Consider the following 11,560-nt stretch of genomic DNA (forward strand, 5'->3'; position numbering starts at 1 on the left):
GGACCTCCTCAGTCAATTATCATCTTAATCAGGTGTTCTGCTCCCTGGTCTGTATCAACTATCTGCACCTTAATCCCCAGTTCCTGTTCCAGTGCATCCGGTGTTTTGCCGTCAAGGAAAACGGGTTCATCCTTTTTACAGGTAACAGAGGGCAGGAGAATCAGATCAAACCGGGTTTCCTCCCTCTTAAGGGCATCAATTATATCCTGGCCTGTCAACAGCCCGGCAGCGGTTACATCTTCACCAAAATAGGCATTAACCGCACATATGGTCTTAACATGAAGATTCCGAACCCTGTTAAGCCTGTTGACCACCGGTTCCAGCACATAGCCTCCGGATGCCCCGGTAACTATGGCAATACTCTTATTCTGCGCCAGTTCCTCCGGAAGTAACCCCTGGCAGCCCTCAAAACTGTCATAAAAAAGCCGTACCAGACCGACACCGTTTTCTAGCTGGGGAAAATCCCGGTAATACTCAGCCGGTGGAAAACCCTGCCCGGCCAATACAAAAAATTCATCTGCCGGATAAATAAGCGGGTCGCCATATCTGCCCAAAAACCCCTCCCGGAGTCTCTGCAGGTGTTCAATCAGATACCCCGCCTCTTTCCGGGTAAACTTCCTGAGATCCGCCAGACCCCGGCGAAACCGGGTCAGACCCACCGGAACGATAGCCACTGATTTTATGCCGGGATATAATGAACCCAGGTCACCAATAGTCCTGTCAAGCTCGGGGCCATCGTTAATACCGGGACAGAGTACAATCTGGGCATGCATTTCTATACCCGCCTCCGCCAGGGTGGACATCTGCTGCATTATCTTAACAGCCTTGGGACTTCCCAGCATTTGTTTCCTTAACTCAGGGTTAGTTGTATGTACCGAAATATAGAGAGGACTCAGCCTCATGCTGACTATCCGCTCCATGTCTTTAGCTGTCAGGTTGGTTAGGGTAATAAAGTTGCCGTGCAAAAATGACAATCTGAAATCATCATCTTTCACATAAAGGGTTTCCCTCATCCCGGGTGGCATCTGGTCGACAAAACAAAAAATACACCTGTTGGCACAGTTCCTGATTCCGTCAAAGGTATCCCGGACAAAACCAATGCCCAGGTCTTCGTCAAAATCCTTTTCTATGTCACAGGCCCAAACTTCGCCATTCTTTTTCATTACTTCTATTTGAATGTAGTCATCTGCACACAAGAACCTGTAGTCAATCAGATCCCCGGGACGGCTGCCGTTAATTGTCAGGAGCCTATCACCCCGTTCTACTCCCAGTTCATCAGCAATACTGCCTGCCCTGACTACATCTACAACCGGTTTTTGTTTACCCACCGTGTTTCAGCCCCAAATCTTGTATGTTATCTCCAATAATTATCCTCTAAGTTTACCTTGAAGTCAAGAAAAAGCGCCAAATGCGCTTTATCGGTTACCAATTGGCCAAATGTTCACTGTCAATTGTCAATTGTCTTTAACAAGCCTGCCAGCCGGCGGGTCTCCTTTATGGCCCCCAGACAGAAAAAAGCCTTTGCCAGGAACCTCAGGTGCAGCCTTTTGGCTCTTAGCCCCCACACTGTCCACCTGCTGACACACGAAGAGGTGTCAATAACCTGCCAGCCTGTGGTGGTCCCGTTGAAGAGTTTTATCATTTCATTAGCTGCTTTTTTTAATAAACTGCCAAAAGATAATGCCCCAATGGTATAAACCTCTGTTCCGGAGCAATCTGCCCCAGCAAAAAAGGGCCTTCCGGTTTCCCTGAAATCTGTTTCATCAAAGCCCGGGAGGCTGAAGATATCTTTTATATTTATTTTTGTTTCGGTCAGTCTCCCTAGATACAGGGATGCCGCAATAACTGAAGTATGATGCCCTGACCGGCAAATGAAAAAAACCTTCATTGCTCCTCCCATTAATTTGCCCGTTTCAGTCCCACTGTGTTTCCCGAGGCCGTGCAAACCTTAATGCGATTAACAATACTTACAATTTTCCAGTAAGCAGCTTTGACACCTGCTGTAACCACCGGTCTCCCGATAGCTGTAAAGCCGAGTTTCCGGGAGGTAAAACCTCCGACAACCATCTTCCAGTTAACATATGGCATAACATTGACTAAAACAAGCTGCTCAGAACAAAAACCATAGACCTGAGCCATTCCAATGGCCATGTTTTCAAAAACCCGGGCCGCATTCCGCCGCCCAATTACGTATATGTCATTGCCGAATTCATCATTTCCCATAAACTGCAGCCTTCCGTGGTCACCGGTTACCGGCCTGTCAAAATAAGGTATTGCCTTTATCTCATCCGACCCGGGAATGCGGTCTGTAGGCAGCCATCCCAGGTGAACTGCTGCTGCGGTTACCGAAGAATGGGCGCCTCCGTAGCAGTGATATATGATTTTCATCTCTGGCCTCCTGACAGATTAGTTTAATGCCTGACTATTACATAATCGCCATTGCCGATGTCATGAACCATGCCTCTAAGTACCTTGGCCAGGGTTGTTGCTATTTGAGCCTGTTCTTCATCTGTCTTGGCATAAAAGATGGGGACATCCCCCCCCACCGCATCCTTATTTATTGTGACAACTGCCATAAGTTCTTCAGCGCTCATAGAGGCCTCCTCAGTCTGCGGCAATTCTGCCGGCCTTTGTTTTTAGCGGCGCTCTCCAGGCACTTTCCAGGACTGGAACCCGTTCAACTGCTGCCACCAGGCTGTCTATATCCTTTTCAGCAGGCACACAAAACAGGGCAATAGCGCCGGTATCGATGTTTTTTCTGACCATAGGTGTAAATTCGGGTGTGTCAACATCTTTCTTGGTCCCCAGTATGGTTGTGGCTACATGAGCTATTGCCTGCCGTTGGCCCATATTATGGAGAGTTGCCCTGGCATTATCATCTTTGGGGTGGATAACCACACCAAGGCCGTCATTTAATACCTTTTCCCTCATTCCAGGCAGCCCGATATTCATAATATCAATTTCATCTACCAGGAGGAGCGCTCCCTTAAAACTAAGTCTACCTGCCTTCACTCCGGCAATGTTCCCAATAACCTTGCCGCGCATCAGAACACCAGATAATAGGGTCAAAATAATTCCCACAAATATTGATAATAGGGGCCGGCCGGTAATATAATTAGCTGAACTTGCTGCAAGTGCAGTCAGTATAACAAGATAATTTCTGGCCTCAAATACTCTGGCTATTCCTTCGATATAATCATGTCCTCTTGGTACAAGCTCTGCTGCTTCCAGTGCTGCCAGGCTCTCGCGTTCCATGTTCCGTACTTCCCGGAACTGCTGGCCCGCCAGAGCCAGAAACGTGACTGCGGCAAATTCCTTTTCTGCAATTGCTGGTAAAGCTACCGACCCCAAAGCTGCGGCAATAAAGCCAAGTGATAAATGAGTTACATAGCCATGGGGGTAACCCGGGTACTGACGATAATCAGATCTTAACATATATGCTCTGGCCAGAAGTCCCATAAGTACCCCCAGGCCAATAGTCATGCCATATTCATCCATCCGGACTGCCCCCGTGTATCATAGCTTATTCTTCCTTATCTCTTTTGCTATCCTTTTTCAACCCGAAGAAGTTGGCAAACTCAGTCTTCCTCAGTTCACCCAGTTTACTGGTAACACCCTTGATGCTTCCGGTGCTGACAAACAGGAATATCGCGCCTGCTGCAAGTACTATTCCCACTATCCAGCCCAGAGTTGACCAAGCGCTGCCCGATTGTCCCGGAGTTTCGCCGGGTGTGGTGATTCCACCTGCTCCGCCTCCTTCAGCGGCGGGTTTTAAATTAAGTAAATTAGGAAAGGCATCGGCAAACAGCGCAGCGCCATCTTCAGCGCTTTCCCGTTTATTGGTATGGGTTCCTACTTCAAGTAATATTGCTTTTGGGCCCAAGTCCTGGTTGTAGTTCCCCTTACCGATGAAAATACCCTTAATAAGCCCTGGTTTATGTTTATCCATATAAGCCTTGATATCTTTGGCAAACTGCAGGTTGGTGGCCATCTTGGGGTTTTGCCTGCCGACAACCATCCTAATTTTGGTGATATCTTCACCTTCTACGGTTTCCTTATAGAATTCCGGGTCAGGAACCCCATCCCGGTGGACATCCAGCAGGGCCACAGGGCTTTCTTTAAGAAGCCTGACGGCTGTTTTCCTGGACCTGTGGTAGGCATTGGCATCATGCGGCTCATGAGGTGTTTTATCATCAAGAACCGTTATTCCCTTGGCCTTCAGCTTTTCAGCCAGGCTGCTGCCAACCTTCAGAATCCCCCCCTCCGCAGGCTTGCTTTCAGCTCCGTCGGTAGGAACATATGATTCATCAGTATGTGTATGGTAAATAGCTATCTGGGCCTTTCCATTGCTGCCGGCGCTGCCAATCCCTGCAGCAGGTGCTGTATCCCATTCGTCCTTATAGACGATGTCGGAAGCCACTCCTGTCTTTTTGGCAAAGGCCTGATCGCCCCTGACCTTAGTTATTCTATACTGCTCATTATTTTCATTTATAAATTCATCTCCGACATATACTACCCTTCCGGTCATATCCAGAGCTGCTCCCGTCTTTTCATCAACTACACTTATATACTCCCCGGCCTTGAGTTCCTGTTCAAAACCGCCGGAAGCAAGCCTATCCAGAAAAGGTATTGTTGAGGCCTGCTGCACTGCCGGAATTAACCTTATCAGGGGAACTGACATCAGCCCGAGCCCAAATACCATTATTATGATACCAAATATTAGCTGTGGCCTTCTATTCATTAGAATCACCCGCCTCTTTTTTCTTCTGGCAGGAATCCTGCAAACCCGGCTTCTCTTTAATGCCTTTGTCTTTAATACTGTTATCTTTAATGCCCATAGTACTTGCATATTCGGCGTTTTCCAGATTGCTTAGAAGCTCGGGATCCCGGCCACGGCTGGCCGGCCCTCCCTGAAGCCTTTCCCTGGACTCTCCGATAATTTCTGCCAACAGTACGGCAATAATTCCTGCCAGAACGATAGAGTCAAAGGCCCCGGCCCCTCCAATGGCTATTCTTCCGGGGGTGCCTGTGGACAACAGGTAAACCCAGTTAAAGATATCTAAAAGGAGAACCCCTAATGTAGCGGCAATAAAAGCCGACCTCCGGGACCTTCCGGCAACATATGCCACCACCCCCCCTATAATCGGGTACATCCATATGGGGTCCAGCCTGTCAAAAGGGCCTCCCGGATTACCCTGCATCAAAACAGACCCTATATAATAGATGACAACTCCGGTGACCCCGGTTGCAATCAGAGTCCGGAACCATTCCTTCTTGGTTCCTGCTTTTGTCAATACATATATTGCCAGTCCAATAGGGATTAGTCCGCCACCCACATTGACAGAGGCATCGATTCTGCCAAAAGCAATGGGAATATCTACAAAACTTCCCGCAACCATAGCGGCCAAAATCCCCAGTGCAACTTTGTCAGATATTCTAAGACGATCCAAAATCCTATGTGCAAGCCCAAAGTAAACCAGCACTGAAACAATAACAAGCGCAATTATTCCCAATGGAAACCTGGTCATATAAACTCTCCTTTCAAAAATGTGTTTGTAATGGATGCATACTCTAGAGTTCCCTGCTCCATTGGGATTTATGCAAAATCTCTCAAAGCGCGGACTAACTGTTTGGTCTGGTCAGGTAATCTTTTCCCGAAACAAAAAATATATTGATTGTAGGTTCTCGAAAATGACCAGAAATTTAAAATGGTCATATCTGGAGCCCAATCAAAAGATAAGTGGGGTGTGCCAATGCCGCTGTCTATCAAGGATACCTGGAAGGTTGCCACAACCTTTATAGGTACAATCGTGGGGGCAGGCTTTGCATCAGGACAGGAAATTTTAAAGTTTTTCGGCCACTTTGGTCCGCCAGGGATTCTCGGTATTTTGCTAAGCTGCATCATCTTCTGTGCCGGGGGAACCCTCATCATGGTTCTCGGTCATCAGCTGAGAGCCAGCTCCTTCGGTGATGTTGTCATATATGTCTGTGGCAGCAGGCTGGGCCGTGTGGTTGACCTTGTGCTCGGGGTATTCCTGTTCGGCAGCCTCAGTGTGATGCTGGCCGGTTCTGGAGCAGTACTCTGCCAACAGTGGGGTTTGCCATACTGGCTGGGAACACTGTTTACCCTGATAATCTCACTGGCTGTCGTCCTCTCCGGAATCCGGGGCATCATAAGCGCCAACTCGGTAGTTGTTCCCTTAATGATTACTATATGTCTTCTGGCCATTGTTCCGGCCATATCCGGCGACAGGCTTCTGGCCATATGTTCGGATTTCCGTCCTGTCTCCGCGGGAGCTTCTAGCCTGTGGTATGTCTCTGCCCTGCTTTATGCCGCCTATAATCTGACCCTTGGTGTATCTGTACTGGCCCCTTTGGGCAATGAAATAAAAGACCGCCGTTCCCTTGTCTTCGGCGGTGTTTTTGGCGGTCTTGGACTTGGTGGGCTGGCAATGCTGATTAACCTTGCCATCCTCAGCCACTACCCGGCTTCAGCCGGTTATGAAATTCCCAGCCTCTTTGTAGCCGGGTCAATGACCGCAGTCATACAGGCTGTTTTTTCCTTTGTCCTCTGGGCTGAAATTTTCACAACTATCATCGGCACTATCTATGGCCTTGCAGCCAGGATTACAGCTAATACCAGATTCGGTTACTTAAGTGTGACCATTGTACTCCTGTTAGGGGCGCTGGTCCTTAGCCAGTTCGGATTTTCCGGTCTGGTGGGCACATTGTACCCGTTGTTTGGCTATGTTTCGCTGGTCTTCCTGATCTGCCTTTTTTCATACCCACTTATAAAGAAGAGTTAATCCCCAGGCTGACCTTCTCCTGCACTGCCGTTACCGGTGGGACTTCCTGCATTGGGCGCAGTACTGCCCGCTGCACCGGATGAGCCTGTTCCCTGGCGGGTTTCGCGGACTCCCGGCTGTGCAGTTCCTGAAGTCCGTTTAAGATCAACCGGCAGGTGGCTCAGTTTAGTTACCAGCCCTTCCGGTATTTGCACCGTATAGAGCTTTATTTGATCATTTTTAACCTGTTCCCTGACAGCGATGATTTTATTGGTTAATTCTGGGGAGACCTCCTGGCTTAAGACAAAATCGACGCTGCCTTCTTTGAGGCCGTATGCAGCCCTGCCACCTGAAACACCGTTTTTCAGTATCCCGGCGGCAGCAGTATAAACCGCTTTTTCGGGTTTCTGCACAACTGCACTATAAACATTCGAGGACATTGTTTCCAGCAGCTGCCGGTCATTGGCGAGGGCAATTTTGCGCCTTTCTGCAGCCGCTCCGGCTAAACCCTTGCCAAGGCTGCCGGCTGCCGTAAAAACCACATCACTCCCCGCGTCATACAGCTTGTTCCCCAGTTCTTTACCACGTTCCGGTTCCGCGGCAGCCTCTTTGGTAACCCCTGCATAGACAGCAACAACCTTTACCTGTTTCCCTTCAGCCAGATTAATATACTGGACACCCTGGGCAAAGGCTTTCTCCTGCCTGGTATCAGTCAGTTCCCCTCCGATATAGCCAACGAGGTTTGTTTTGGTCAGAGATGCCGCAGCAACTCCGGCCAGAAAAACGCCTTCATCATCACCGATTTTTATACTTAAAACATTTGGCTGGTCTACTTCGCCCTCGATAATGGCAAACGCCGTATCCGGGTATTCAGGCGCTAAACGGCTAAGATCCTCCTGCAGCTCCGGGCCGACGGCAATTATGAGGTCATGGCCGTTCTCAGCCAGAAACCTAATTGTTTCGGCATTGTTCACCAGGTCGCCGGGTGACAATATGGTGTACTCCAAACCCTGCTCTCCGGCTAATCCCTTCACGCTTGAAGCTGCAGCAGCATTTAATAACCCTCCGGTCTTCTCCGCAGACCCCAGAATAACCCCGATGCTTTCCGGTCCGCGAGAGCCATACTGCTTATATTCCTGTTTGTCAGAAGCAGCCTTCCCGGAGCAGCCGCCAATGATAGAAATTACTACCACCAGTAAACCAAATATTACCACACGTCTAAACGCCATCTTTTCCCCCTCCTGCTATGGCTCATCCCCAAAGGTTCTGATAAACTGTTCCATTGTCATTAATAGCGCCCTTGGCTTACTTCCTTCATATTTTCCAACAATCCCGCGTTCTTCCATCATGTCTATCAGCCTGGCCGCTCTGGCATACCCAATCCGTAATCGCCGTTGCAGCATGGAAATAGATGCCTGACCGCTTTCAATCAATATCTGGACCGCCTCTTTAAACAGCTCGTCTACCTCACCGCTGTCCTTAGCGCTGTGAGAATCATCCTGGATAACCCCTTCCTCAAATTGCGGGACTCCCTGCTGTTTAAGGTGAGAAACAAGGGCTTCCACTTCCTTGTCTGACATAAACGCTCCCTGAACCCTGATAGGCTTGACAGCCCCGACAGGGAAGAAAAGCATATCCCCTTTGCCCAGCAGCTTTTCGGCGCCGGCCATATCAAGAATGGTCCTGGAATCTGTCTGTGAGGATACGGCAAAGGCAATCCGCGAAGGAATATTTGCCTTAATCAATCCTGTAATTACATCAACCGAGGGTCTCTGGGTGGCCACTACCAGATGCATGCCTGCAGCCCTGGCCATCTGGGCCAGGCGGCATATGGCATCCTCCACATCGGCAGGCGCCACCATCATCAAGTCAGCCAGTTCATCAATAACTACCATGATAAAGGGCATAAATCCCGATTCATACTCTGCATTCCCAGCCTTCACAGCTTGATTAAACCTGTATATATCCTTTACCCCTGATCTGGCAAAGTGTTCATATCTCTTTTCCATCTCCCGGACAGCCCACCTCAGTGAAGTAGCTGCCTTCTTGGAATCAGTGACAACAGGTGAAATAAGGTGTGGAATTCCGTTGTACGTTGTCAGTTCAACCATTTTGGGGTCAATCATGAGGAGCTTAACCTCATCAGGTCTGGCCCTGAAAAGTATACTTGCTATCAGGGTGTTCATACACACACTCTTACCTGACCCGGTGGCCCCGGCAATGAGGAGGTGAGGCATCTGGGCCAGATCAGCCAGTATAGTTGTCCCGGCAATATCCTTGCCCAGAACAAAGGCAAGCTTGGAAGAGGCCTTAGCAAACTCCTCAGACTCTAAAAGCTCGCGCATAGTTACAACCGAAATCTCTTTATTGGGGACCTCTATACCCACCGCTGCTTTGCCGGGTATCGGCGCCTCTATACGGACACCTGATGCTGCCAGCCCCAGTGATATATCATCTGCCAGATTTACAATCCGGCTTACCTTCACACCGGGTGCAGGCTGGATCTCATACCTTGTTATTGCGGGTCCTCTGGACACCTGGGTTACTTTGGCCTTGACACCAAAGCTTTCAAGAGTGTCCTCCAATATTCTTACATTATCTGTGATATCTTTATTCATCCTGGGGCTTCTGGTTTTCGTATTCTTTGAAAACAGTGTCAGTGGAGGAAGGCTGAAGTTCGAGGTTGAACTTGTTGGTAACTGGGGAGTTCCATCTTTTTGACTTTCAGTTTTTTTGCTTCTTGTTTTTCTCTCTTCAATACTGATTACGTCAGCCCGCTCCCTGTTCTCTTCATTTGCAAGAATCTTTTCAATAGGTTCCGGATATATATTTATCTTGGGAAAATCATCTTCTTCGGCCTTTACCGTGATATCTTCATCTTGCTCCTTCCCGAAATTGAAAATGCTGCTGTCAAAAAGTACCCGGCGTTTCTCAGGCGTCTTTTTGGGCAAAACCTCAGGGACTGTATCTTCATCATCTTCCTCGACCTCGGTAAATATAAAACCTGAGACCATATCCCTAATGCGGTTCCATATCATTACTGCCTGACCGCTGACAAATTTCCACATGGTAGGAAAGGATATATTTGTGGTCAGCATCACGGCAATTACCACAAGGGCGACCAGAATTATGTAGGTCCCTGTTCTGCCAAAAGCCGTAAGGAGAATAGCAGACAATACCCCGCCGATTATCCCGCCGCCCTCGCCCTGAATTCCGACCTTGGTTAAATCCTTTTGGGCAGTATCCAACTGTAAATGTAAAAGTACCAGTACAAGGGCAAAAAGCAGGGCGACCCCGACCAGCATTTCCTTTTCAAACCTTGCCTTGTGCCACTCCATCATCATTTTTACGCCCAGAAAGGCAATTACAAGGGGAAATACATACTTTCCTTCCCCTGCTACTACATTAACTGCTTTAACCACAAACTCCCCAACCACTCCTGTTGAATTTGAAAACAGGCTGACAAAGGAAAGGACTGCAAAAGTCAGGCAGCCAATGCCAACTATTTGATAAAATCTATTTCTCTGCCGGTCCGAAGCCTTTGCCATATAAAAAGTCACCTCAACATTAATAAATTCTACATTCTCGAATCAATTCCTCTTGTGCCGGCCAGAAAAGTAAAGGAGAGCTGATGCCATCAGCTACTGATAACCCCATTTTTTTCGATTAGTTAAGGCAGGGGTAGATATATTCCTCCGGCGGGCAACATCTCCGCCTTCCGGAACACATCTACCCCTGTCTCAATTGGCATTCACAAAATCAATGTCACTATTAGAAGGCTAATGGCATCAGCCCTCATCTTTAATCCAGCTTAAAGAAGAGCCAAATGAACCTACAGTCTTCCAGTCAACTGGAGCGCTATTACCACTATACTGAGCCCCCAGACATAATAAGCAAAACCTCTCATACTCCCTTTCTGCAGGACCCTGATCATAAATTTAATGGCCCAATAGCCGGACACAGCAGCTACCAGAGGACCGATGAGATAAGGCAGTCCCATTCCGGCCGGCAGACTTTGGAGGTCTTTGAGATCCAAAATGGTAGCCCCCGCTATTGCAGGTATGGATACCAGAAAGGAAAACCGCGCCGCAGTCTCCCGGTCAATTCCCCTAAATAATGACCCGGCAATGGTGAGCCCGGAACGCGAAATAGCTGGCAGAATTGCAACCCCCTGCATTGTCCCAACAAGCACCGCATCCAAATACGAGATATCCTCCATTTGTTTGCCGCGATCCCTGGCTTTGTCAGCAAACCATATAATGAGACCGGTGAGGATGAACTCAATTCCCAGAGTACTTCCAGATTCAAAAAGCCTTTCAAAAAAATCTTTAAAGGTCAGCCCAATTATTCCTGTTGGAATTGTCGCCACCAGGAGGAGGGCTGTCAGCTTCTGCCAGGGGCGTTTGAGTATTGATATGATATCATTCCGGAACACACCAATTACTGCAACCAGTGTTCCCAAGTGTAACAGAACATCAAAAGTGAGGACACCCTCTTCAACCCCCAGCAGTTTCTGAAACAAAACCAGGTGACCTGAACTGCTGATAGGCAGAAACTCCGTCAGACCCTGAATTACTCCAAGAATTATGGATTCTAGAATACCCATGTGACAACTCCTTTAAAAAAGTAGTAAGTAGCCAGTAGTCAGTAGTCAGAATCAAAAATGAGCTGAATGCTAAGGATACATGCTTCACGCATTTAACCAAAATCGCCTGGCAACGCCTGCCGACTTTACTGCTGAAGAAGTAACGGCTACAATGAACATTATAGAGAAT

Annotated in this window: 11 protein-coding genes; 1 reads left to right on the forward strand and 10 read right to left on the reverse strand. The window is 48.3% G+C overall.

What is annotated here, in order from left to right:
- Positions 1-8: 8 nt before the first annotated feature.
- The 7 genes from Ga0451573_RS02210 to Ga0451573_RS02240 all read right to left on the reverse strand — a co-directional run bounded on the left by Ga0451573_RS02210 (position 9) and on the right by Ga0451573_RS02240 (position 5,528).
- On the reverse strand, positions 9-1,328 hold the full coding sequence (locus Ga0451573_RS02210) for a DUF512 domain-containing protein (protein ID WP_231682228.1): 1,320 nt from the start codon (positions 1,326-1,328) through the stop codon (positions 9-11).
- A gap of 119 nt (positions 1,329-1,447) precedes the next feature.
- The gene (locus Ga0451573_RS02215) at positions 1,448-1,888 is read right to left on the reverse strand and encodes a DUF3189 family protein (RefSeq protein ID WP_231682229.1); all 441 of its coding nucleotides are present in this window, start codon (positions 1,886-1,888) and stop codon (positions 1,448-1,450) included.
- Between the two features lie 11 nt (positions 1,889-1,899).
- On the reverse strand, positions 1,900-2,388 hold the full coding sequence (locus Ga0451573_RS02220) for a DUF3189 family protein (RefSeq protein ID WP_231682230.1): 489 nt from the start codon (positions 2,386-2,388) through the stop codon (positions 1,900-1,902).
- Between the two features lie 23 nt (positions 2,389-2,411).
- Positions 2,412-2,594 (reverse strand): capping complex subunit for YIEGIA, encoded by a 183-nt coding sequence (locus Ga0451573_RS02225; RefSeq protein WP_231682231.1) that lies wholly within the window; start codon positions 2,592-2,594, stop codon positions 2,412-2,414.
- Positions 2,595-2,604: 10 nt separating this feature from the next.
- Positions 2,605-3,498 (reverse strand): YIEGIA family protein, encoded by an 894-nt coding sequence (locus Ga0451573_RS02230; protein ID WP_231682232.1) that lies wholly within the window; start codon positions 3,496-3,498, stop codon positions 2,605-2,607.
- Positions 3,499-3,523: 25 nt separating this feature from the next.
- Entirely contained in the window at positions 3,524-4,741 is a 1,218-nt protein-coding gene (spoIIP, locus tag Ga0451573_RS02235; RefSeq protein ID WP_231682233.1) for a stage II sporulation protein P, read from the reverse strand.
- Entirely contained in the window at positions 4,734-5,528 is a 795-nt protein-coding gene (locus tag Ga0451573_RS02240) for a DUF1614 domain-containing protein (RefSeq protein WP_231682234.1), read from the reverse strand. Before Ga0451573_RS02240 ends, spoIIP begins: the two co-directional genes overlap by 8 nt.
- 225 nt (positions 5,529-5,753) lie before the next feature.
- Here Ga0451573_RS02240 and Ga0451573_RS02245 point away from each other — a divergent pair, with 225 nt between their 5' ends.
- Positions 5,754-6,806, forward strand: a complete 1,053-nt coding sequence (locus Ga0451573_RS02245; protein WP_231682235.1) for a YkvI family membrane protein — start codon at positions 5,754-5,756, stop codon at positions 6,804-6,806.
- Here Ga0451573_RS02245 and Ga0451573_RS02250 read toward each other — a convergent pair.
- The 3 genes from Ga0451573_RS02250 to Ga0451573_RS02260 form a co-directional block, all read right to left on the reverse strand.
- A complete protein-coding gene (locus Ga0451573_RS02250) occupies positions 6,803-8,014 on the reverse strand; it encodes a BMP family lipoprotein (RefSeq protein WP_231682236.1) in 1,212 nt (403 codons plus the stop codon). The two genes, Ga0451573_RS02245 and Ga0451573_RS02250, sit on opposite strands and share 4 nt — an antisense overlap.
- Positions 8,015-8,029: 15 nt before the next feature.
- Positions 8,030-10,333 (reverse strand): DNA translocase FtsK, encoded by a 2,304-nt coding sequence (locus Ga0451573_RS02255; protein ID WP_231682237.1) that lies wholly within the window; start codon positions 10,331-10,333, stop codon positions 8,030-8,032.
- Positions 10,334-10,617: 284 nt separating this feature from the next.
- The gene (locus tag Ga0451573_RS02260) at positions 10,618-11,391 is read right to left on the reverse strand and encodes an undecaprenyl-diphosphate phosphatase (RefSeq protein ID WP_231682238.1); all 774 of its coding nucleotides are present in this window, start codon (positions 11,389-11,391) and stop codon (positions 10,618-10,620) included.
- Positions 11,392-11,560: the final 169 nt, after the last annotated feature.

The sequence above is a fragment of the Phosphitispora fastidiosa genome (assembly GCF_019008365.1).
Classification (GTDB): Bacteria; Bacillota; Thermincolia; order Thermincolales; family UBA2595; genus Phosphitispora; species Phosphitispora fastidiosa.

Bases quoted from the DNA above. Each gene is read 5' to 3' on its own strand.
- Ga0451573_RS02215 (WP_231682229.1), bottom strand. From the start codon at position 1,888: ATGAAGGTTTTTTTCATTTGCCGGTCAGGGCATCATACTTCAGTTATT.
- Ga0451573_RS02220 (WP_231682230.1), bottom strand. From the start codon at position 2,388: ATGAAAATCATATATCACTGCTACGGAGGCGCCCATTCTTCGGTAACC.
- Ga0451573_RS02225 (WP_231682231.1), bottom strand. From the start codon at position 2,594: ATGAGCGCTGAAGAACTTATGGCAGTTGTCACAATAAATAAGGATGCG.
- Ga0451573_RS02230 (WP_231682232.1), bottom strand. From the start codon at position 3,498: ATGGATGAATATGGCATGACTATTGGCCTGGGGGTACTTATGGGACTT.
- spoIIP (WP_231682233.1), bottom strand. From the start codon at position 4,741: ATGAATAGAAGGCCACAGCTAATATTTGGTATCATAATAATGGTATTT.
- Ga0451573_RS02240 (WP_231682234.1), bottom strand. From the start codon at position 5,528: ATGACCAGGTTTCCATTGGGAATAATTGCGCTTGTTATTGTTTCAGTG.
- Ga0451573_RS02245 (WP_231682235.1), top strand. From the start codon at position 5,754: ATGCCGCTGTCTATCAAGGATACCTGGAAGGTTGCCACAACCTTTATA.
- Ga0451573_RS02250 (WP_231682236.1), bottom strand. From the start codon at position 8,014: ATGGCGTTTAGACGTGTGGTAATATTTGGTTTACTGGTGGTAGTAATT.
- Ga0451573_RS02255 (WP_231682237.1), bottom strand. From the start codon at position 10,333: ATGGCAAAGGCTTCGGACCGGCAGAGAAATAGATTTTATCAAATAGTT.
- Ga0451573_RS02260 (WP_231682238.1), bottom strand. From the start codon at position 11,391: ATGGGTATTCTAGAATCCATAATTCTTGGAGTAATTCAGGGTCTGACG.